At 43.0% G+C, this 21,394-nt stretch carries 34 protein-coding genes and 2 tRNA genes; 1 reads left to right on the top strand and 35 read right to left on the bottom strand.

Annotated elements, in window-relative coordinates:
* Nucleotides 1–7: 7 nt before the first annotated feature.
* The 28 genes from rplQ to NRI_RS01100 form a co-directional block, all read right to left on the bottom strand.
* Nucleotides 8–361: a 50S ribosomal protein L17 gene (gene rplQ / locus NRI_RS01235; RefSeq protein ID WP_041351429.1), complete on the bottom strand. Its 354-nt coding sequence runs from the start codon at nt 359–361 to the stop codon at nt 8–10.
* Nucleotides 362–379: 18 nt separating this feature from the next.
* Nucleotides 380–1,381 carry a DNA-directed RNA polymerase subunit alpha gene (locus tag NRI_RS01230; protein ID WP_015816169.1) on the bottom strand — a complete coding sequence of 334 codons (1,002 nt, stop codon included), beginning with the start codon at nt 1,379–1,381 and terminating at the stop codon, nt 380–382.
* Nucleotides 1,382–1,418: 37 nt separating this feature from the next.
* Nucleotides 1,419–1,781, bottom strand: coding sequence for a 30S ribosomal protein S11 (gene rpsK / locus NRI_RS01225; RefSeq protein WP_015816156.1), 363 nt, complete (start codon nt 1,779–1,781; stop codon nt 1,419–1,421).
* A 12-nt stretch (nt 1,782–1,793) separates the two neighbouring features.
* Nucleotides 1,794–2,165 (bottom strand): 30S ribosomal protein S13, encoded by a 372-nt coding sequence (rpsM, locus tag NRI_RS01220; protein WP_015816168.1) that lies wholly within the window; start codon nt 2,163–2,165, stop codon nt 1,794–1,796.
* Between the two features lie 13 nt (nt 2,166–2,178).
* A complete protein-coding gene (locus tag NRI_RS01215; protein ID WP_015816155.1) occupies nt 2,179–2,808 on the bottom strand; it encodes an adenylate kinase family protein in 630 nt (209 codons plus the stop codon).
* Nucleotides 2,805–4,115 carry a preprotein translocase subunit SecY gene (gene secY, locus NRI_RS01210; protein WP_015816167.1) on the bottom strand — a complete coding sequence of 437 codons (1,311 nt, stop codon included), beginning with the start codon at nt 4,113–4,115 and terminating at the stop codon, nt 2,805–2,807. The genes NRI_RS01215 and secY overlap by 4 nt, the downstream gene beginning before the upstream one ends.
* A complete protein-coding gene (rplO, locus tag NRI_RS01205) occupies nt 4,112–4,561 on the bottom strand; it encodes a 50S ribosomal protein L15 (RefSeq protein WP_015816154.1) in 450 nt (149 codons plus the stop codon). Before rplO ends, secY begins: the two co-directional genes overlap by 4 nt.
* Entirely contained in the window at nt 4,558–5,076 is a 519-nt protein-coding gene (locus tag NRI_RS01200) for a 30S ribosomal protein S5 (protein WP_015816166.1), read from the bottom strand. The genes rplO and NRI_RS01200 overlap by 4 nt, the downstream gene beginning before the upstream one ends.
* Nucleotides 5,077–5,092: 16 nt before the next feature.
* On the bottom strand, nt 5,093–5,446 hold the full coding sequence (locus tag NRI_RS01195) for a 50S ribosomal protein L18 (protein ID WP_081436398.1): 354 nt from the start codon (nt 5,444–5,446) through the stop codon (nt 5,093–5,095).
* Between the two features lie 19 nt (nt 5,447–5,465).
* Nucleotides 5,466–5,996 (bottom strand): 50S ribosomal protein L6, encoded by a 531-nt coding sequence (locus NRI_RS01190; RefSeq protein ID WP_015816151.1) that lies wholly within the window; start codon nt 5,994–5,996, stop codon nt 5,466–5,468.
* On the bottom strand, nt 5,997–6,392 hold the full coding sequence (rpsH, locus tag NRI_RS01185; protein WP_015816150.1) for a 30S ribosomal protein S8: 396 nt from the start codon (nt 6,390–6,392) through the stop codon (nt 5,997–5,999). It lies immediately after the preceding gene.
* Between the two features lie 19 nt (nt 6,393–6,411).
* Complete coding sequence (gene rpsN / locus NRI_RS01180; RefSeq protein ID WP_015816149.1) at nt 6,412–6,717, bottom strand: 30S ribosomal protein S14; 306 nt, start codon at nt 6,715–6,717, stop codon at nt 6,412–6,414.
* A gap of 17 nt (nt 6,718–6,734) precedes the next feature.
* Nucleotides 6,735–7,268: a 50S ribosomal protein L5 gene (gene rplE / locus NRI_RS01175; RefSeq protein WP_015816148.1), complete on the bottom strand. Its 534-nt coding sequence runs from the start codon at nt 7,266–7,268 to the stop codon at nt 6,735–6,737.
* A 15-nt stretch (nt 7,269–7,283) separates the two neighbouring features.
* Entirely contained in the window at nt 7,284–7,598 is a 315-nt protein-coding gene (rplX, locus tag NRI_RS01170; protein ID WP_015816147.1) for a 50S ribosomal protein L24, read from the bottom strand.
* Nucleotides 7,595–7,954 (bottom strand): 50S ribosomal protein L14, encoded by a 360-nt coding sequence (gene rplN, locus NRI_RS01165; protein ID WP_015816146.1) that lies wholly within the window; start codon nt 7,952–7,954, stop codon nt 7,595–7,597. The genes rplX and rplN overlap by 4 nt, the downstream gene beginning before the upstream one ends.
* Before the next feature lie 17 nt (nt 7,955–7,971).
* On the bottom strand, nt 7,972–8,196 hold the full coding sequence (rpsQ, locus tag NRI_RS01160) for a 30S ribosomal protein S17 (RefSeq protein WP_011451672.1): 225 nt from the start codon (nt 8,194–8,196) through the stop codon (nt 7,972–7,974).
* A 1-nt stretch (nt 8,197) separates the two neighbouring features.
* Nucleotides 8,198–8,386 (bottom strand): 50S ribosomal protein L29, encoded by a 189-nt coding sequence (gene rpmC, locus NRI_RS01155; RefSeq protein WP_238523021.1) that lies wholly within the window; start codon nt 8,384–8,386, stop codon nt 8,198–8,200.
* Nucleotides 8,387–8,388: 2 nt separating this feature from the next.
* Entirely contained in the window at nt 8,389–8,808 is a 420-nt protein-coding gene (gene rplP, locus NRI_RS01150) for a 50S ribosomal protein L16 (RefSeq protein WP_015816144.1), read from the bottom strand.
* Between the two features lie 15 nt (nt 8,809–8,823).
* A complete protein-coding gene (gene rpsC / locus NRI_RS01145; protein WP_015816143.1) occupies nt 8,824–9,459 on the bottom strand; it encodes a 30S ribosomal protein S3 in 636 nt (211 codons plus the stop codon).
* Nucleotides 9,443–9,784, bottom strand: coding sequence for a 50S ribosomal protein L22 (rplV, locus tag NRI_RS01140; RefSeq protein ID WP_015816142.1), 342 nt, complete (start codon nt 9,782–9,784; stop codon nt 9,443–9,445). Before rplV ends, rpsC begins: the two co-directional genes overlap by 17 nt.
* Nucleotides 9,781–10,056, bottom strand: a complete 276-nt coding sequence (rpsS, locus tag NRI_RS01135; protein WP_011451667.1) for a 30S ribosomal protein S19 — start codon at nt 10,054–10,056, stop codon at nt 9,781–9,783. Before rpsS ends, rplV begins: the two co-directional genes overlap by 4 nt.
* 8 nt (nt 10,057–10,064) lie before the next feature.
* Nucleotides 10,065–10,904, bottom strand: coding sequence for a 50S ribosomal protein L2 (gene rplB / locus NRI_RS01130; protein WP_015816140.1), 840 nt, complete (start codon nt 10,902–10,904; stop codon nt 10,065–10,067).
* 4 nt (nt 10,905–10,908) lie between these two features.
* Nucleotides 10,909–11,193: a 50S ribosomal protein L23 gene (locus NRI_RS01125; protein ID WP_015816139.1), complete on the bottom strand. Its 285-nt coding sequence runs from the start codon at nt 11,191–11,193 to the stop codon at nt 10,909–10,911.
* Nucleotides 11,190–11,834 (bottom strand): 50S ribosomal protein L4, encoded by a 645-nt coding sequence (rplD, locus tag NRI_RS01120; protein WP_015816138.1) that lies wholly within the window; start codon nt 11,832–11,834, stop codon nt 11,190–11,192. The genes NRI_RS01125 and rplD overlap by 4 nt, the downstream gene beginning before the upstream one ends.
* On the bottom strand, nt 11,834–12,466 hold the full coding sequence (gene rplC / locus NRI_RS01115) for a 50S ribosomal protein L3 (RefSeq protein WP_015816137.1): 633 nt from the start codon (nt 12,464–12,466) through the stop codon (nt 11,834–11,836). The genes rplD and rplC overlap by 1 nt, the downstream gene beginning before the upstream one ends.
* Entirely contained in the window at nt 12,459–12,770 is a 312-nt protein-coding gene (gene rpsJ, locus NRI_RS01110; RefSeq protein WP_011451662.1) for a 30S ribosomal protein S10, read from the bottom strand. The genes rplC and rpsJ overlap by 8 nt, the downstream gene beginning before the upstream one ends.
* 89 nt (nt 12,771–12,859) lie before the next feature.
* A tRNA-Gly gene (locus NRI_RS01105) sits at nt 12,860–12,930 on the bottom strand.
* A gap of 8 nt (nt 12,931–12,938) precedes the next feature.
* Nucleotides 12,939–13,021 (bottom strand) — tRNA-Tyr (locus tag NRI_RS01100).
* 75 nt (nt 13,022–13,096) lie between these two features.
* On the opposite strand from NRI_RS01100, the gene rlmB reads away from it, so the two are divergent.
* Nucleotides 13,097–13,828 carry a 23S rRNA (guanosine(2251)-2'-O)-methyltransferase RlmB gene (gene rlmB / locus NRI_RS01095; RefSeq protein ID WP_015816135.1) on the top strand — a complete coding sequence of 244 codons (732 nt, stop codon included), beginning with the start codon at nt 13,097–13,099 and terminating at the stop codon, nt 13,826–13,828.
* A gap of 279 nt (nt 13,829–14,107) precedes the next feature.
* Here rlmB and NRI_RS01085 read toward each other — a convergent pair whose 3' ends face one another.
* From NRI_RS01085 to tpiA, 7 genes are all read right to left on the bottom strand, one after another.
* Nucleotides 14,108–15,112 carry an aspartate-semialdehyde dehydrogenase gene (locus tag NRI_RS01085; RefSeq protein ID WP_041351420.1) on the bottom strand — a complete coding sequence of 335 codons (1,005 nt, stop codon included), beginning with the start codon at nt 15,110–15,112 and terminating at the stop codon, nt 14,108–14,110.
* Between the two features lie 67 nt (nt 15,113–15,179).
* Nucleotides 15,180–16,976 (bottom strand): chromosomal replication initiator protein DnaA, encoded by a 1,797-nt coding sequence (gene dnaA, locus NRI_RS01080; RefSeq protein WP_015816132.1) that lies wholly within the window; start codon nt 16,974–16,976, stop codon nt 15,180–15,182.
* 206 nt (nt 16,977–17,182) lie between these two features.
* Nucleotides 17,183–17,731: a cytochrome c oxidase assembly protein gene (locus NRI_RS01075; protein ID WP_015816131.1), complete on the bottom strand. Its 549-nt coding sequence runs from the start codon at nt 17,729–17,731 to the stop codon at nt 17,183–17,185.
* A gap of 15 nt (nt 17,732–17,746) precedes the next feature.
* The gene (rpmG, locus tag NRI_RS01070) at nt 17,747–17,926 is read right to left on the bottom strand and encodes a 50S ribosomal protein L33 (protein ID WP_015816130.1); all 180 of its coding nucleotides are present in this window, start codon (nt 17,924–17,926) and stop codon (nt 17,747–17,749) included.
* Between the two features lie 91 nt (nt 17,927–18,017).
* Nucleotides 18,018–19,466, bottom strand: coding sequence for an Asp-tRNA(Asn)/Glu-tRNA(Gln) amidotransferase subunit GatA (gatA, locus tag NRI_RS01065; RefSeq protein ID WP_041351585.1), 1,449 nt, complete (start codon nt 19,464–19,466; stop codon nt 18,018–18,020).
* Nucleotides 19,467–19,617: 151 nt separating this feature from the next.
* Complete coding sequence (trhO, locus tag NRI_RS01060; protein WP_041351583.1) at nt 19,618–20,460, bottom strand: oxygen-dependent tRNA uridine(34) hydroxylase TrhO; 843 nt, start codon at nt 20,458–20,460, stop codon at nt 19,618–19,620.
* Nucleotides 20,461–20,547: 87 nt separating this feature from the next.
* The gene (tpiA, locus tag NRI_RS01055) at nt 20,548–21,360 is read right to left on the bottom strand and encodes a triose-phosphate isomerase (protein WP_015816127.1); all 813 of its coding nucleotides are present in this window, start codon (nt 21,358–21,360) and stop codon (nt 20,548–20,550) included.
* Between the last annotated feature and the right edge of the window lie 34 nt (nt 21,361–21,394).

Here is a 21,394-nt window from a genome sequence, read left to right as displayed (position 1 = left end):
CGAACCCTTATACAAATTCTATGATAGCCATCGGAGCAGCATCACCGACTCTGTATCCGGTCTTAACAATCCTGCAGTAACCACCTGGACGATCTGTATAACGCCGTGCAACCTCATTGATAAGTTTCTTAACCGCAGACTCGTTCTTGATACGAGAGAGCAAAAGCCTCCTCACAGACAACGAATCCGGTACCCTAGCTTTAGTAATCAACTTTTCAATAAACGGCCGCAGAGCCCTGGCCTTAGCCAAAGTAGTCTGCAACCGCCCGTGCTCTATTATTGAGACGGAAAGATTGCACATAAGTGACATCCTATGTGAGGAATTCCTTGATAATCTATGCTTCTTTACCCTGTGCTTCATAATAAATTCCCATAAAGTTCAACCATGACTATCGAGATTCATACCAAGACTCAATCCTTTGCTAAACAACTCTTTTTTTACTTCTTCTAAAGAACGCCTACCGAAGTTTGGTGCTTTCAACAAATCAGCCTCTGTTCTAGAAACCAAATCCCTTATGTAAACTATATTCTCGCCATTAAGACATTTCCTTGCTCTTGCAGACAAATACAAACGATCGATGCGCGCAGACAAAAGATCACTAGTATCATTCCTGTCAGAAGTGGAAACACTATAAGGAACTCCATGAACCCGATGTTCAGGGTCCGCAATATTAAGAAAACACCTCGCCTGAGTCGACAGTATCTTACTTGCCTCAAGAACAGCAGTCTTTGGATCCATAGCACCGTTTGTTTCAACATAAAGAATCAACTTGTCGTGCCCAACAAAGCTGCCAGCACTAGTAGGCTTGACCGTAAAATTCACAGCACGAACGGGATTATAAATTGCGTCTATCGGAACAGCACCTTCAAGATCATATTCATCCTTCCTAACAGAGACAGACGACACATATCCGAAACCGCTACTAACCTTCATTTCCATCTCTAACGAAACCCCCTCAGCAACATTGCATATCAGTAAATCCGCATTAACAACTTCGAAGTCGTGACTAGGAGAAATCATGTTAGAGAACACAGCACCTCCACCCGTAACAGAAAGATGCAAATTTCCGCATGTAGCACCAGAAACACTCTTTAAAACCACCTTTTTTAAGTTGAGCGCAAGGTCGGCAAAGTCCTCACGCACCCCAGGTATACAAGAAAATTCGTGAGTTAACCCCTTAATCCCAACAGCACTTATAGCAAAACCACTGAGGGACGAAAGGAGAACCCTACGCATCGCGTTCCCAATTGTCAGCCCAAAGCCTCCACGCAAGGGCTCAACAACGAACTCAGCAGAGTACCCTTCCCGGATTTGGTTAAAAACAACAGAGGGAGAAGAAAAAACATCGACTAAAGAACCCTTATCTAAGACAACACTCATAATAAACTACACAACGTCAAAAATCATATATAAAAGACTAAACCCTACGCCTCCTTCTCAGCCTTACTCCATTATGTGGAACAGGCGTCATGTCCTGAAGGGAGATGATTACGATGCCCGAATTGCGAATCGCACGAAGCGCAGCTTCCCTAATTGGATTGGAACCACTTAAATAAACATTAAGGATTTTTAATCCGATGCGCTTCAGCTTGGTCATTAAGGTCGTTGCAACAGACTGTGCAGCGTACGCGGTGGACTTCTTATTACCCTTAAAGCCAACCGAGCCAGAACTGGCCCAGCCTTGTACATTTCCCTGATGATCGGTGACACTGATATAGACATTATTAAACGTCACAATAACGTGCGCATTACCCGAAACGATACTTTTCTTTTCTTTCATGTATATCGAATACTAAACTCTCTTCTTAGCTGCAATAGGAACTCTGACTTTGCCTTTTCTAGTGCGAGCATTTGTCCTAGTCCTCTGTCCTCTAACAGGCAGATTCTTTCTGTGTCTTACCCCCCTATAGCACTTGATATCCACTAAGTGCTTAATTGAAAAGGCAACAGACTTTCTTAACTCCCCTTCAAACGGAATGTCGTTCTTGATATATGCCATAATGGAATTTAGCTGCTCCTGCCCCAAATCCGGCAATTTAGCAGATCCATCTATAGCAAGGCTAGAACAAATCTTCCTCGCCGTAGGCAGGCCTATCCCATACACATACGTTAAAGCAACGACAACCGCCTTATTATCCGGCAAGTTTACCCCTAAAAACCTCATACGCTCAAATATATCATATAAACATCAAAAGTTGCGTCCTAAGATCAGCTGCAACCTCGTCTACGGAACGGCCTGCATCTATGCTCAACACTTTTATAGATCTAGACCTGAACAAGTTTACAATATCCCGCTCAACAGCACCATATAGCATCAGTCTTTTTTTTATCGCCTCAACTTTGAGATCATCACTACGCCTTTCATATTCAACGCTACCACAGGAAACACACCTGCCCAAAACAATATCATGAAGAGCACCACACGCCCTACACACAAGCCTATCCAAAAGCCTCGCAAAAATTTCCCTTTCAGAAACTTCAAACTTTACAAGACACGAAATCTCAAACTCTAGTTCAGAAGACATTTCAAATAGTGCGTGACACTGGACTACACTTCGTGGAAAACCATCGAGAATAAAATTATCCCCGACTTTTATCAGCTCCTTCAACCTCTCTCTTACAAGACCTATTACCAACTCATCCGGAAGAAGCTTTCCAGCTTTAAGATCCTCAGATTGCCCCATAGTGAGAGCAGCTGCCCTCAAAAGCTTACCACAGTCAACCACGGAAGCTGAAACATAAGAACAAATCCGCAAGGACTGTGTCCCCTTACCAGAGCCAGGTGGACCAAATATTACTAAATTCATCGCTTGTTAAAAACCACCCCTCCCTTTTTTAAAAAAGAAGAATAATGAGAACTAAAGAGGTGCACCTGAATCTGAGAGAGTAGATCTGTTATAACATTTACAATTATCAATAAACTCGTACCGCTGATGATAGCATCAAAACCAAAATAGCTACGAAAAATCTCAGGTACCACACAGATACAGACAAGATACGCAGCACCAACAACCGTGACACGCGTAAGAACATAATCAAGATGTCTCTTAGTCGAAATACCAGGCCTTCTACCTGCAACAATTGCCTCACCCTTTTTTAAAGAGTCAGAAATTTCAGTTGTGTTAAAAACAAAATCACTATAAAAAAAACAGAAAAATACCAACAAACAAGAATGTAAAAGAAAATACAGTGGCTGACCAACCGAAAAGTACCTAATAATGAATTCCCCAAGATAGCTATCCGCTGAGAAATTCGCCAGCGTCAGGGGAAATAAAATAAGCGCATTAGCAAAGATTGGAGGTATAACACCCGAAACGTTAATCTTCACAGGTATATTAGAAGCAGCGTCTCCATGCGTGCTACCCCAAGTCCTGCGACGGGGATAATGAACCGGAATATTCTTGGAAGCACGTTCCACAAGAACAACCAAAAAAACAACAAAAAAGAGCAAAGACAAACTTACAAAAATGCCGAGAATGCCCGAACCCGGGGACCCAATACCCGAAAAGAGATTGCCAAAAATAGCCGGCATCTCTGCAACTATTCCGGCAAAAATTATCAACGATATACCATTTCCTATACCCCTAGAATTGATTTGCTGGCCAAGCCAAATCAAAGAGAATGTCCCACAGACCAAGGTGAAAACCGACGCATATTTTAACAAAGAATAAAATTCTTCATTACCACCAACAAAGGCTTTTGTCCTTTCGAGGCCAACAACGATAACGAAACCCTGAAAGAAAGCAAGAAAAAGTGCAACCAATTTTGAGTAAAATGACAACCTGGACTCGTTCATAAACTCGGCACTCACTTTTCCTTCACTCTTAAGCATCGAGAAAAATATCTGCACCACAATCGACGAGACTATGTATGGCATCACGTTGAGCGCAAATAGCGTCATTCTCCCAAGAGCACCTCCGGAAAAAGTGTTAAACATCCCTATTATGCCAGATGAAAGATTAGCACCAAAGATCTCCGATACATGCGCGGGATTCACACTGGGAAGAGTTATAAAAGTACCAAACCTGTAAACCAAAAGAGCCACCAACAAGAAGCACAGCCGGTGGAAAAGATCCTTAGACGAAAAAAGTAATCCGAAGTTCGATTGATTCATTCAGGTAACCCAAAAGCACGTCTAGCAGAAACAGAAATTTTGTCGTACTCACAGGAAGAAATCTTAAGATCAACAAGTGAGACACCAGTAGAAGCCAAAACCTTAACCAAAGAATTCTTCTTAATCAGGCCACACTTGAGCATCAGCTCCTTTGAAATATGGATTTCCCCCGAAGAAAAAACGCCAGACCCTACAAGAGAAGCAATCTCCCCAGTGCTAACAAGGGAATAAATTTTCTTCGCCAATGGCCTTTGTCCACGCTTAGGTAACGCGCGAAGAAAGGACTGCTGTCCCCCCTCCATACGAGAAAGAGCGACTCCAGTCCTAGAGCCTTGGCCATTGAAGCCCCTACCACAGGTCTTACCCTTCCCACTACCTATACCCCTACCGCGTCGCTTCGAGCGACGAGTCACCAAAGAGAGTAAAATATCATTAACTTTAATCATTGGGCAACAGATTCACTAACAAATTTTGACTTCTTTCTATTTCTCTTGCCAGCAACATATTCAGGAGAACATACCAGCGAAAACGCTTTAATAGCATTCCGTATCACTATACCAGAAGTAGAGGAACCATACGACTTGGCAATAATATCTGATACACCCAACATTTCACAGAACTTTCGCATGGCACCACCAGCAACTATTCCAGTACCTTCAGGAGCAGGTTTTATAAACAGTTTGCTAGCACCAAGCTTCGAGAAACAATCATGATGGATAGTCCTGCCCTCCTTAAGCGGAAAACGGATCATAGCACCTTTCGCCTTTCTCACAGCCTTACTGCGTGCATCAAGCATCTCATCATGCTTCGCAGTGGCATAACCGACACAACCCTTCTTGTCTCCTACCAATGCAGCAACTCTAAACGAAAATTGACGACCACCTTTCGTAACTTTACTTACTCTTGCTATGTCAACAACACTCTCAAAAAGATCCAAATTTCTATGATCGACGTTTTTCATTTTCCGACAAAAGACCTCAAAACTCTAAACACGCCCTTACCTTCTCCGCAAAAAGCGCCACTAATCCATGGTAGGCAGAAGCACCACTATCAAATACAACCTTAGATCCCTTCAAAGATTCCGGAATCCTGGATACAAAATATTCAGCCAGCTCCACCACAATAGATGAATTAAGGACCCCACCCTTTCTCACGAAATCCTTATTCAAAGTCGAAACATGATACACTGTGCTCGCACTTACGTCATCTATAATTTGCGCGTGAAAATTGCGATTCTTTCTTGAGACGACGAGACGCAAAGGTAGCTTCCCCCTCTTCCGATAGTGAGCTCTGAAGGCACGCCTATCACGCCTATTTAACCTTAAATACATTGACAATACGAAACAATCACTATTTTTTCTTCGCCTCTTTTCTAGGCATTACAACATCGCTCGGAAAAATCCCCTTTCCCTTGTAAGGATCGTACTTCCTAAGAGAGCATAGATCCGAAACAACTAAACCTAACACATGCTTATCCGAACTTTCAATAAGCAGCTCAGTTGGTTTGACAGCCGTAATAGAAACTGCCTCAAATATAAAATACTTAATATTATGCGTATACCCCAAATAAAGGATAAGATACCTACCACGCACCTCAGCTTTATAACCAACACCGTTAAGTACAAGCCTACGCTGGAACTTTTTCCTCAAACCGCAAGCAATATTATTGAGCAAGCTCCTATGCAAACCAAGCAACATCGACTTCGAATCATCCTCTGCACTTAGCTGAATGCGTCCTGCACTAACCTCGCAAAAAACACCGCCAGGCAAGGCATGACTCACGCTCACTTCTTTAGAAGAAAATTTCACCACACCAGTAGACCGCTCAAAGGAACAGTCCAGACCTGAAATATCAATACTGCTCTCTCCAACTCTGGACATCTAATACACCCCAAATAACAACTCACCACCGCAATTACTGCTCACAGCCTTATAAGAGGGCAAAATACCCTTAGAAGTAGAAAGAACTGAGATACCCAATCCCCCGTAGAACCTTGGTATCTCACGTGCGCGCGAATAAATCCTCTTCCCTGGCCGCGAAAAGAGCTTCAGCTTACTTATAACTGGCTCTCCGCAGTAGTATTTCAACTTTATTATTATCCTCTTCACAGAAGGCCTAATTTCAATCACTTCATACCCAAAAATATAACCTTCTTCCTTGAGAAGGGCAGCTATTTCAACAAGAATACGAGAATGATATATGGTGACTTCTCGAAGCCTAGCCATTTGTCCATTCCTAATTCTTGTAATAGCATCTGCAATCAAGCTATTCGGCACGTAACACCCTCCTAAAAAACTACCAACTAGATTTCACAACACCAGGCAGCTTCCCCCAGTTAGCCAAGACACGCAACTGTATCCTAGAGATACCAAATTTACGATAATAACCTCTAGGCCTACCAGTTATCGAGCATCTATTCTTACTTCTCGCAGGAGAACTGTTTCTAGGGAGAGAATTAAGCTTCGCCTGAATCGCAATTCTTTCCTTGAGCGAAATAGTCTTATCGTTCCTCATATTCCGAACAGCGGACCTCTTTTCTCTAGAACGGCAGGCCAGCGCCCTTTTCCTTTCATCTTTTACTACCAAAGCTTTTTTTGCCATACAAAAAATTCCAAATACTAATCCCTGAACGGAAACCCGTAGCAAGATAATAAGACTCGTGCTAACTGATCAGTAGAAGCCGTCGTGACTACAACTACATTCATCCCGATCACCCGATAAGTTTTGTCAAAATCTACTTCAGGGAAAACAATATGCTCTGTCAAACCAAAAGCCATATTACCACGCCCGTCAAAATTTCTCACTGTAAATCCCTTAAAATCCTTTTGATCAGGCAAGGCAACGTATAATAGTCTGTTTATGAAATCAAACATCCTCCTCTTGCGGAGAGTCACCCGGCAACCAACCGGAAAGCCTTTGCGCAACTTGAAGGAAGATATGGACTTCTTCGCAACCGTCACCACAGCCTTTTGCCCAGCTATGAGAGATAAATCTTCAACAGCAGAAGCCAAAAGCTTACTATCACTGCTAGCACTACCCAGTCCAACACTGAGACATACTTTCTCAAATCTCGGGGCTTTTATAGGGGAGTCCACCCCAACCTCTTTCATTACCCTCGCCAACACATTTTTATGATATTCACTTTCAAGCATCTTAAAATACCCAAACTAGACAAACTCGGCAGTCCTCTTGAAAATCCGCCTTTTCGTACCGTCCTTTAATTTAAAGCCAACCTTCGAGATAAAACCATCCCCCGCAAGCAGCGCAACATTGGAAACCGCAATCGGATAAGGTCTAGCATCAAATTTCTTTCCAGCTTGAGTCTTCTTAACAAACCTACGAACATTCACATCAGATACGATAACACGAACCTCTTTTCTCTGACCGACAGAGGAACAGAGAACTTTCCGTACAACACCTATCTTACCAGCTTCGCTACCCGAAATGATCTTTACCTGATCACCAGACACTATCCTTCTCACTGAAAAACCTCCTGCGACAAAGAGGAAATCTTTGCAAAACCCTTATTACGGCGCAACAAACTATCCGTAGGCCCAAAAACCCTCGTTCCTATCATTTCATTCTGCTTATTGAGAAGCACAACAGCATTATCACCAAAAACTACAACACTGGAAGGAGACCTTTTCTTGACCCGTACGACAACCGCTTTATGTATAGAACCAGCAGAAACCTTGCCTACAGGAATGCATTTCTTCACCGAGACAGTTATTACATCACCTATCGAAGCTGTCCTCTTTGAGCCCGAGATACCGATACACAGAACCTTCTTAGCACCCGAATTGTCAGCTACTTCTAACACAGTTTCCTTTTTTATCATAAAGCTAAGACAACCACCTAAACTACCAACCACGCTTTCCGAGCGGATATAGGCCTCACAGCTTGAATCCTCACAACCTGCCCGGCCCGGACAACATTCGCCTCATCATGCGCCAAGTAAGACTTCGTAAGATGCAAAACCTTCTTATATTTTGGATGGGACACCTTGCGAGTGACCCTTACTTTAACCGTCTTAGATAAAGAATCCCTAACGGCAACACCTTCTAACACCAACGCAGACATTCTAACTCCCTTTATTCTCTCGTAAACACGTCAATATTCGCGCAACATCTCTGCGGATAAACTTTTTGGCAACACGCTTGACCACAGGTTCAGAAGAGGGAACCCTAAGCTCAATAGCAAACAACTCAGCCCTCATAGAGGAAAGCAATTCCATCAGTTCCTCATTAGACCTAGCTCTAATATCAGACATTCTCATAGCTCACACGAAACTCTCTCAACAAACTTTGTAGAAAAAGGAAGCTTAGCAGATGCTTTACACAGAGCAAGCTTAGCCTTCTCTCTGTCGACACCACCCAGCTCAAAAAGCACCCTACCTGGAGAAACAGCAAAGATATAGGAGTCGACAGATCCCTTACCACCACCCATTCGAACATCAGTTGGTTTTCGTGTAAGAGGAATTCCTGGGAAAACATTTATCCAAAGCTTACCCGCTTTTGAGACAATCCTGGTTATCACCCTACGAGCAGATTCTATTTGCCTTCCGTTGAGCCTAGCGCTCCCAACTGCTTTTAAGCCATATTCCCCAAAAGCCAACCCTGAACCCCTAGCACTAGCGTCCGAAAACCTCACTTTCCTAAACTTCTTGTGCTTTAATTTCTTCGGTGCAAGCATACCAAGTAAAAACCACTATACCCTAAATATATTACCCCTGTATATCCAAACCTTCACACCTATTACACCATACGTCGTATGAGCTTCAGCGACCCAATAGTCAATATCAGCCCGCATAGTGTGCAGAGGAATGGAGCCTTCCTTAAAGACTTCCGTACGAGCAATTTCAGCTCCAGAAAGCCTGCCAGAGCAAGCAACCTTCACGCCTTTTACGTCGCTCTCCCTCATAACAGTGGCTATGGCCTTTTTTATCACCCTCCTAAAGGAAGAACGTTTTTCAAGCTGAAAAGCAATACTCTTCGCCACTAATACCGCACTACTGTTAGGCTTCTTCACTTCAACAACATTTAGGCTAGGAACAAAACCAAACTTTTTGTTCAGCTTAAGTTTAAAAGACTCAAGATCAGCACCTTTCTTCCCAATTATCAGACCAGGCTTTACACAATGAAGTGTAATATCACAGGACACGCCCTTTCGTTTTATAATTACCTTAGATATACCAATATGAGCAAAACTGCTTTCCACATACCTGGTGACAAAGTAGTCTTCAGCAACGGTCTTAGCGTAATCGCAAGACTTACTATACCAAACAGAACCATGAGAGCCATGTGTCCACAACCTAAAACCAACAGGATTAACCTTTTGACCCATCCAAAACCCCTAATAAAATAGATACATTTGAGTAGTGCTTCCTAATAGAAGCAGATCTACCGCGCGCGCGAGCCGCAAATCTCTTTAAAGACATTCCCTTGCCCACAAAAACTTCCTTCACGTACAAACTATCTGGATCAACACCAAAATTATTTTGAGCATTCGCAACAGATGACATCAAAACCTTCGAAAGTGGCTTAGCCAAAGCTTTTTTCAAAAACAAAAGCTGCGACCTAGCAACACCGACCCCCTTACCACGAATCATATCGGCAACCAGATTTACCTTCTGGACACTCGATTTCATATTTTTATACTCAGCTCTCATTTTTTGTTAACCTTCCTATCTCCACTATGTCCGTTGAATGTCCTAGTTGGAGAGAACTCACCAAACTTATGGCCAACCATGTTCTCGTTCACTTTAACAGGAATGAACACCTTCCCATTGTAAACTCCAAAAGTGTAACCAACAAAAGCAGGTAGGATCACAGACCTCCTCGATCTTATCTTGATCAGAACGTTAGGATTGCCTCTAGCCCTCCTCGCCAACTTTATAACGTAGTTATCGCAAAACGGACCCTTCCAGACAGACCTAGGCATACAAAACACTACCTCTTCTTCGACTTAATAAATTTCGAGCTCAACTTATTGGGACCCCTAGTCTTCTTACCTTTTGTAGGGAAGCCCCAAGGAGAAACAGGGTGACGCCCACCCGAAGTTTTTCCTTCTCCTCCACCCATAGGATGATCCACAGGGTTCATCGCAACCCCTCTCACAGAAGGCCTTTTGCCAAGCCACCTAGATCTTCCAGCTTTGCCTAGCTTAGTATTTTTCCTATCTGCGTTGGAAACCGTGCCAATCGTAGCACGACAAGTTGACAGAATCAATCGCTTCTCTCCGGAAGGTAAAGTGATAAGCGTGTAATTCCCATCCCTGGCAATTACACGTGCACTACTACCTGCAGAACGAACAAGCTGGCCACCAGCACCGGGTTTTAACTCAACATTATGCACCGTTGTACCAAGAGGCACCTTTTCCAACGGCATACACGCTCCTGGAGCTATATCATCAAAAACGTCCGTCGAAAGCACATCACCTTTCTTCAGACCCTCCGGGGCAACAATATATGAAGGCAGTCCGGTCTTAGCATCACGAACTAAAGCAATAAATGCCGTTCTATTCGGATCGTACTCAATCCTTTCAACAACAGCCCTTGTAAAGAGTGGAGCACTAGACGAAAAACGACTAAAGCTGACCAACCTATACCTTACTTTACCTCTACCACCTCTATGTCTAACAGTAATGCGACCAGCGTTATTTCTCCCAGAACCTGACCTCTTAGGAAGAAGTAACTTTTTCTCAGGCGACCCACGCCAGAGAGCAGAATAATCAACGAGAACCGCACCTCTGGAGGAAGCATTAAAAGGCTTTAAATTCTTAACCGGCATAAATCTACAACCTACTCAAATCAAGTTGGGAACCACCATCTATAGTAAGGATAAACTTCTTCTTATCGGAGCGTTTACCTGACTTACCCTTAAAGCGCTTACTTTTTCCACAAGTAAGAACAGAATTAACTGCTAGAATCTTTATGCCTTTGAACCTCTCCAAAAAAAGAGATCTAACTTGCTTTTTGGTTGCAGAGACAGGCGCAAAAATCGAAATCTTCCCCAAGGAATCCTTCAGTAAACATGACTTTTCAGTGACCACCAAAGGGCCTATTAAATCGAGCCTCATTTCAGCAACCTCTTAACCAATACATCAACAGATGCCTTCTCGAGCAGCACGAAGTCATGCAGAACAACATCATATACATTAGCAGAAGATCCCCATAAGACCTTAACCCAATGCAAATTGGAAGCCGCTCTGAGCAAATCTTCGTTTTTCTCTTCCATCACAATGAGAAACTTCTTGCCCACAGATAACTCAGTATTTGAAGCAAACCACTTTAGCAACGTAGCGGCTTTAGACTCACCCAATCTACAACTTTCAAGCACAAACAAGCGACCTTCAGCGAATCTCATCGATAGAGCTGAACAAAGAGCAAAGGATCTAACCTTCTTATTAACAGAAAAACCATGCTGCCTAACCACTGGTCCAAACACAATTCCACCCTTGCGAAATTGTGGAGCACGCAAACTACCCTGCCTTGCTCTACCGGTACCCTTCTGTCTGTACGGCTTTCTAGTCGTACCACTAACCTCAGAGATACCCTTCGTTTTGTGAGTACCAGCACGTCTTTTTGCAAGCTGCCAATTTATCACAAGACTCAGCAGATCAGGACGAAACGGCGCCTCTATAAGCGCACGATCCACCGCGACACTCCCAGCAAGACTGGTGGCACCAAAATCCAAAACTCCTACCTCTAGACTACTCATCACGCAAACTCACCTTTTTTTAACGCATCTCTCAACAAAACGTAGGAATTCTTGCATCCAGGAACGCTCCCGCGTACACCTATGAGACAGTTTTCAACATCTACTAACTGAACCAATAGATTCTGCATGGTAACTCTAGCATTACCCATATGCCCCGCCATTTTTTTTCCCTTAAAAACTTTTCCAGGATCCTGACACTGCCCAGTAGATCCACCTGATCTATGTGATATAGAAACACCGTGAGAAGCGCGTAAACCAGCAAAGTTATGTCTCTTCATTACACCAGCAAAACCCTTTCCTATGCTTGTCCCAACAGCATCGACGTACTGACCAGGACGAAAATGTTCTACCGTAAGAGACCCAAGCGGCTCTGGCACAAAGCGAGGCGAAACCCGAAATTCAACAACCCTACCACCTTTCTCTAGACCAAGTTTCCTCAAGTACGCCAACTGTGGCTTTTTGAGCTTCCTAGTTCCAAATGAGACCCTTGTGACAACAACACCGTCTCTCTCCTCTGCGGAAAGGACAACATTTTCCTCTAATTGAAGAAGCGTAACCGGAACTAAAGAAGACCGATCGTCGTAGACTGAGGTACAGCCAACCTTCTTCAGCAATAAACCAACCCTACTCATCTCTTACCTCAACACTTATATCAACTCCAGCCGGCAGCTGAAAATTCGTAAAGGTGCTCAAAAGATGCGCATTAAAACTAGAAAGCTCCAAGAGGCACTTGTGCACTGCAAGCTGGAATTGCTCGCGGGATTTCTTATCGACATGAGGGGACTTATTCACCGTATAACGACTCACCCTGGTCGGCAAAGGTATCGGTCCCGAAACTAGAGCGCCATTACGCTTAGCTGCCATGACAATCTCTTTGGTCGAACGGTGCAGAATCCCGCTGTCGAATGACTTAAGTTTTATCCTAATTTTCTTCATACTAGATACATTCTACCCAAAACTCGAACAATTAAAAGGCCCAATCGCCGCAAAAGCGCTTAAATCACTACAACAAAAAAGAAACAGGGAGCGGATGATGGGAATCGAACCCACACAACCAGCTTGGAAGGCTGATATTCTACCATTGAATTACACCCGCACAAAATCTGGAGGGAGAAGGATTTGAACCTACGTAGACTCACGTCGGCAGATTTACAGTCTGCTGCTTTTGACCACTCAGCCATCCCTCCTAATACAACACTGTAACGCGCAAAGTTTTTTTGCTAAGATCAGTCGTCGTGATATTCTAACACTCTGTCGGACAAGTGCAACAGGAGAAGATCGTAATATTTGGGAAACATGCTGCCGTAGCAGCGATAAAAAATCCTGAGAGAAATATTTTATCTATCTTCATCGCTAGAGAGAAAAAGGCTGTTTACTTACCATTGCTCGAACGATCTAGATTGCCAAATATTTCTTTTTGTGAAAACACGCAAATTGCGAAGATTTGTGGAAGGGATGCGCTTCACCAAGGAATAGCAGTGATAACCGAAAAACTCTCACAACCCGAGCTAAGAGATGTACTAAAAAATACCAACAAGAGATCCCTGGTCATGATACTGGATAGTATAACTGATCCATTTAATGTCGGTAACATACTGAGGTCATCCAAGGCTTTTGGCGTAGATGCAATTGTAGTGAAACAACGTCATTCACCGAGTGAAACTTCTGTTATCGCGAAAACAGCTAGCGGCGCCTTAGAGAGTATACCAGTTTGCACAATAGCGAATCTTACAAACGCAATAAAGATTCTACAAGAGAACGGTTATTTTTGTTATGCCATGGATGGAGGAGCGAGTTCGAAATTAACAGAAATAAGATTCCCGAATAAAGTTGCCTTTGTACTTGGCTCAGAAGGAAAAGGTATCTCACATCTCCTAAAAACCAGATGTGACCAAACCCTTTCTATACCGATGTACGCTGATAAAAACTTCGATAGTATTAATGTTTCTAATGCTGCTGCTATAGCAATGTTCAAGTTCTACAGCGATGAATAAATCCTTCACAGCATGAACCATGCTCGAAAATCTTGTTCATTCGAAGTACCATCCACATATTGCGTTCTATGCTAGGAAGGAATCAATTAAAATAACTTCTCCCTTAAACTTTACAAATGAACAGTCTGCTTGCGCATTAAAAAACATTTCCCGACCTTTTCTGCAGAAAGAAGCACCACATGGCAAAACAGCATCCAAACGGACAACCCTTACGCACCCAACTACACCACCCCAATCAATTTTTTCCGTAACATCAAGTCACGAATCAAATGCAGAACGCTACTTCCAACCATGAACACTGCACAAAAGATCATAAATATGGAGAAGATTCAACGCACCACCTTTCCTCAAGTTGTCTGCAACCACCCACATAGACAGCATACGTGGAGAGTGAAACCTCAATCGTGAGACAAAAACATCATCATATCCAACAACTTCTGGCTGACACTTATAGTTTTTCCTTAAGAAGGCTACCCCCTCAGCGTCCGAAAGTATTTCATAAACATCATCCTTGGAAATGTTTTCCTTGAACTCCACAGTTATACTCTGCGCATGACCAAGAAAAACTGGAACTCGTACACATGTCGGGAACACATCTACTGAACAGTCTTCCAAAATTTTTCTAGTTTCTCTTACAAGACTTATTTCTTCGTCACAGAAGTTTTGCTCGTCTAATTCTCCCACCTGTGGAATGCAGTTAAATTCTATGTTTCTCGGGAATACACATGGCTTCTCCTGAGCAAAAGCAAATCTACGTTTTGTACTCTCGTACAACTCATCCATTCCTGCCTCTCCAGCATCCGAAACCGATTGGTAGGTGCTAACCCATATCCTGGAAATTTTTGCTACATCATGCAAAGGCTTCAGAGGTAATAACATCTGTGTCGTTAGCGAGCTGGGACTGGAAATAACTCTAGTATCGGGAAGAGAGTTCAAGACGTGCGGATTGACTTCAGGAATGACAAGAGGTACATCATCTCTCATTCTAAAACAAGAGCTACTATCCAAAACAATACATCCTGCCATTGTCGCAAGCTCGGCAAGATTATGAGAAACTCCACACCCACCAACAAAAAAAGCCAAACGAACCTTGGAAAAATCATATATACTTACATCCTGCACAACGACATCGCTGCTCTCACCGAAACCGATGTGCATCCCCGCGTGCTCCCTAGAAACAAGAAAAGAAATGGATTCTTTTTTCATCTCCCTACACGCAAGCAACTTAATCAACTCTCTTCCAATAATTTCTGTCGCGCCAACAACAGCTACATGAGAACTCACCACAAAACTGAACTCCGATAACGACTCTTATACTATTCCATCAATAAAGAAGCGACAGTTTCAGTGATCATGTCAACCTCTTAGTGAGTATTCTGACATCTTCAGCGACTCTTGCGTCATTCTTAATCAAAATCTCGATTTTTCTCACAGAATGTATCACCGTAGCGTGATCTCTACCCCCGAGAAACTTGCCTATATCGATGAGACTCCTCTGTGTAAGTGTCTTAGCGAGGAACATACACATTTGTCTCGCATAGGCAACATCCTTAACTCTTCTTTGCGACTTAAGATCTGAAATCTTAATACCAAAGTATTCTGATACCTTAGCAAGAATATTTTCTAAAGTGACCGCAACACTATTTGTCCGCAATATATCGGCCAACAAATCCTTAGCAGAATCAACTGTGACAACACTCCCAGTAATCTCTGAGTGCGCTATAACTTTGTTAAGTGCACCTTCCAACTCACGCACGTTCGACACTATATTTCTCGCCATGAACTCCACTACCTTTTTTGGAACAACAATATCAGACTTCATTTGCTCCAATTTAGATTCCAAGATACCAACACGCAGTTCAAATGTTGTCTGATTAATGTCTGCAACAAGCCCCCAAGACAAACGTGACTGTATCCGCTCCTCAACCCCTTGCAAATCACTGGGAGATCTATCAGCTGAAATAACAAGCTGCTTGTTTTGCTCTATAAGAGCGTTAAACGTGTGAAAAAACTCCTCCTGAGTGCTTTCCTTGCCACTAATAAATTGTACATCATCAACCATCAAGACATCCACAGACCTAAAAATCTGCTTGAATGACATCATGTCCTTGTTCTTCAATGCGGTAATGTACTTGTGCATGAACTTTTCCGCTGAGAGGTAAATAACTCTACGGTCTGCATAGTTCGCTTTTATATGCCAGACAATTGCATGCATGAGGTGTGTTTTTCCAAGGCCTACACCACCATACAGAAATAAAGGGTTACTTCCTGGAATTGGCAACTCAGCAGCTTCTGCGACACGCTTAGAAGCCGTAAATGCAAGTTCATTTGACTTACCAACAACAAAGCTATCAAATGTCCTACTTCGATCTATGCTGCTACTTAAACTTTCAGAAAAACTCCCTCTATCAAATCGATCTCTTTCACCGCTGATTTTAGATTTTACAAAGGGTGCAACTAGCTCTTCACGGTCTGATTCGAGAGCTCTATCATGCTCTTTATTCACACTTATCTCTATCGAGATGATTGTCGGATCTTCATTCCGCAAAAACCCAAGAATGTTACCCAAATAGTTCACGGTGATCCACTCCTTTATGAACCCTGTTGGAACAGAAAGAAAAACCTGACCACATTTCATCTCTTTAAAAGACATGAACTTCAACCAGCTTCCATAAATCTTTTCGCCGTAGAATTTACGCAACTTTCTCGTTACCCTATCCCACTCCGCTGGACCGATACCCTCGGTACACTTGTCATGTTGCTCCGCTAATAACACCGCATCTGAGGAATATGAATCCGCAACACCATCAACGCATTGTCCGTCGTGATATATTCCATCCTCGCAACCTCCATCTAAAAGGTCGCTCACCACTCCATTTCGGATTTCCTGAAGATCATGATCCATAACCTCAACCTCCGAGATACAATCACGAGCTGCCCGCTGAAACAATTCTTCTGTAGGTCTTGCACGGACTTCATTTATCCCAAAAGAGCTCACCTGCGGCGCCACTAATGTGGATCCTGTCAACGCAAAACCGCCATTACACGACTGAGAATTAGACTCTAACACTGGTTCGAGCGACTTTTTTTTAGGAGATGGAAGGGCATCCAAAAATGCATTGATGAACCTATTGTTAATAATACCCATGATAAACTGAGGGCCTAAAAAGTATAAACGTGAAGGATTACCGCATTATATCAGGATAGCTCTTTCCCAGCAAACAACGAGAACAGGGGACTTTTCTACCTTGGAATACGATATGTCGTTTTTTTTCGCCGTAGCTCAATATATTGTGTCCGCTGTGGGAAAAACCGAAAACATCTTTACCTAAAATACGTTAGGTGATATAAAATTTATTTTAACCATCCCGCGTTATATTCCGCGTATCTAAAAAAAGTATATGATAAGGTGAATGTCTTTATCTCATCCATTTGGTGATCCTTTTCAATCTCCGGGTCAATAAAAAATGATACGGGCATTACTACCTTTTTCCTTGGCGGGAGTATCTGTTTTTCAAAACAAAAGCACGCAACTTTATTGAAATATTTGGCAGCTTTATAGGGTGTGACATTATAGATTGCAATCGCTTCAATTGGCTCGTCTGTGGTGTTCTCGACCGCATAGAATATGAGTGCATTCTGACCTGGTTTAACAACTATTGGATAGTCCTGGACAAAAAAACGTATCGGCAGATTCTTACTTACATCCGCGTTAAATCTCACGACTATATCACGAGAACCAATTGGCAAGTCGAAACCGCGTTTTGATCTCTTAACGGTGCCGGCATAGCCAGTCGCTTTACAAAAGAGGCTATAGAGCGGAACAGACGCAAAGGCAAGAAGCAGCATGAAGACCGGCAGCAAAACAAAGAACGGCAGGAGTCGTCTCTTTCTACCGGACATGTGTAGCCAAGAAGATTACTTGTTTAGTTTAGCTTCCTTAAAAAGCACGTGCTTGCGGATAACAGGGTCATACTTTCTAAATGAGTATTTTTCCTGTTTATTCTTGAGATTACGGCACACAAGGTAAAAAAACCCGGTACCCTCAGTACTGACCACTTTAAAGAGAGTAGCACCTTTTTTCTTTGCTTTCGCCATAAACGCAGTATCCAAACCGATCGGTATTATAACTTTTGACTGCAAAAAATAAAAGATAGCACCCAAATATAAAATTCCCTCATCGCACAACTTACTTGGAAAGTGCATTTTGCAGAGCTAGAGCAACGTTCAAAAGCAACTCTTCAGCAAAATAATTTGCCGTAAGATGCATACCCAGTGGCATATCATCTTCGGACAACCCCACGGGAATCGAAATACACGGTAGCTTAGCAACACTTGTTGGAACAGTGAAAATATCGTTCATGTACATCTCCAATGGTTCTAATTTCCCATCAATCGGAAATGCATCATTCGGCGCAGTGGGATTAAGTATCACATCGACCTTTTCAAACACTGCAGAATATTCGCTGACAATCTCCTCTTGTAGTTCTTTCGCTGCTGCATAGTAATCAGAGTAGCCAGAAGAGGAAAGTACATGTGTACCCATAAACAGCCTACGTTTCACCTCCCTACCGAAAGAAACCGAACGATACTTCTCATATAGTTCCGAAATAGTAGATGCACTAATTGAAGGATCAGGAGAGTAGCGTATACCATCATAGCGCGCTAACTGGGAGGACGCTTCAGCAGAACATATGATGTAATACACCATCAAAGAATACTCCACACATGGGAGCGAGACATCAATTATTTCTGCCCCAAGTTGCCTCAATATGTCAGCTGTACTTTCCCATAATTTTACTATATGCGAGCTCAGACCACTAACCTTACACTCCTTCGGTATGCCAACCCTTATGTGACGTATATCCGGGTTTTTGTTATATTTGAATGGCTCTAGTTTGGCACATGTAGAATCTTTACGATCATAGCCAGAAATCACCTCAAAAACTGCTGCATTATCCTCAACGTTTCTGCTAAATATGCCAGCCTGGTCCAAAGAATTTGCCAGCGGAATCATTCCCCAACGTGAACAGCGACCATAAGTCGGTCTAAGACCAACAAGACCACAAAAAGAAGCAGGTTGTCGTACAGAACCACCTGTATCACTGCCAAGCGAGAACGGGGAATAATAGTCTGCAACCGCCGCAGCAGAACCACCAGACGAACCACCAGGAACAAGATCGACCCCCTTCTTTCCATTAAGCGGATTCTTCACTGGCCCAAAGTAACTGGAGGTATTGGAAGAACCCATAGCAAATTCATCCATGTTAGCTTTGCCAAGCATCACTGCACCAGCATCGATTAGCTTACTTGTTACCGTAGACTCATATGTCGGCACAAAATTTCTCAAGGCACGCGACGCAGCAGTGGTCCTGACACCCTTAGTGCAATACATGTCCTTAATGACGCAAGGTATACCGGTAAGTGTATTTATACTCTTCCCTCTTTTGAGGCGCTCATCCGCAAGTTTTGCTCTTTGTCTAGCTTCTTCTTCTGTTACAAGTATCAACGCATTGGTATGAGGATTTCGCTCTCTTATCTGCAATAGATGTGCCTCAACTAGTTCTAGAGAAGAAATTTCCCGACGCACCAATGCAAGATGCATCTCCGCAACACTCAATTTAATTAGATCGTTCACCACTATTCACACCTTAGAAAACGGAAAAACGTTTATCACCACAGAACATGCATTGCAAATAAGTCGATCCCATAAAAGGAGAAGCCAGGACATTAAAGCAATTCACAGGCGATTAAACTCTCTCTTCACACCACTTTTATGGGAGATCTACTCAGCTAAATTGGGTATTCTGTCCACAACCCGAACATAACACCCTACCTCTAGGAATGTTCTTTAAATCATCCGTGTTCACAACGCAGCTACATTCTAAACACTTGAGCTGTACAGGTTCAAGATCCACGTTCACCGCAACTCTATCGTCAAACACAAAACAATCCCCGACCCATGCACCATCTGTATTCTTAGTTTTTAAAAGATAGTGTATTATCCCACCTCTGAGCTGGTAGACATTTTTGAAACCAATCATCTTCATATACGCAGTGGACTTCTCGGACCTTATACCGCCAGTACAATACATCGCTATTTTCTGGTCCGTGCTGATATTATCTTTTTCAATCCACCTTCTTACCCAGTCCTGAAAGTCTCTGAAATTGATCGTCTCTGGATCTATGGAATACTTAAACCTGCCAAGCTTAGTTTCGTATAAATTACGAATATCAATAGTTTTTACATCCTCACGCGCTATCAGGCTGGTCCAATCTTCAGGTTCTACATATTCACCGGTCTCACACATTCCCATGTTCTCCAACTCAGCACACCCAAGAGCAACGACTTCTTTCCTCAAGCGAACCTTCATTTCTTGAAACGGTTGAAAACTAGTGTAACTCTCTTTCCACTCCAAACCACAGAGCCTGTCATCCCTTCGAACAAAATCGAGGAAATCACGTACTTCGCCATCGTGACCAGCAACCGAGCCATTGATTCCTTCCATGGCAAGCAAAACTGTGCCCTTTAATCCCTTTCCAATGCAATACGAAAGGAGTTCGTCGCGCATATCCTCGTAGTTCTCCAACTGCACGAGATGATAGAAAGTAACAAGTGTAAACTTCTCCATAAAAAGTTCAAAAAAACCCACCAACACGGAACAGCTTACCATAGCACCGCTTCAAACCCAACTCAAAGAGGGGTCAAGACTCTAGGATCAAAACCGATTTGCAACCTCACAGATCTTGATGAAACTATCCGGATCTAAGCTCGCACCACCTACAAGCACTCCACCAAGGTTTTTCACACCAAAAATCTCTGAGCAATTAGCTGGAGAAACAGAACCACCATAAAGCACCGGTACTGCATCCCCGACAGCACCCTTGATTAAACTGACCGCCTCTTCAATCTCTTCGTTCGAAGGCACAATACCTGTTCCTATTGCATAGACCGGCTCGTAAGCCACTATGAAGTCGTGGCTATTCATTGGAATTGAATCCCTACATTGCTTGGTCAGACTCTCTCTGCTTATGGACCTGTTATTCTGCCCAACACAAATGATCGGTATAAGGCGACTGCGCAATCCAGCATTGGCCTTCATACCCACCACTTTACTCGATTCACAGTGCAAAGTCCTCCTCTCGGAATGTCCTACAAGGACATACCTCGCACCAACCTCTTTAAACATCCTAGAACTTATGTCACCAGTGCTAGGAGTATTATCACCTGAAGCACAATCCTGTGCTCCCAGAGCTAAGGGCAAATCAGAAGACATTACAGCAGTTCTCATCTGTCCTAAATAGACAGCCGGAGGTGCTATCACAATCTCGACCGCAGGGTTGAAAGCAAAAGTAGAAAAGCGATTCACAAAAACGTCACACAATTGCTGACTGCCATTCATCTTCCAGTTTGCAACCACGAAGCGTTGCACACAAGTTTCCATACTCTCCAATATATCCTTGCGGGAATCCATGATATCAATTTCAACAGATAAAAAAAAGCCTTTGTCGGAAAACTCCGAAGTTGCCAATCAACTAATACTTGGGTATATTCACTCCAGGAAG

Source organism: Neorickettsia risticii str. Illinois (genome assembly GCF_000022525.1).
Lineage (GTDB): Bacteria > Pseudomonadota > Alphaproteobacteria > Rickettsiales > Anaplasmataceae > Neorickettsia > Neorickettsia risticii.
This window is presented reverse-complemented; position numbering and strand designations above follow the sequence as displayed.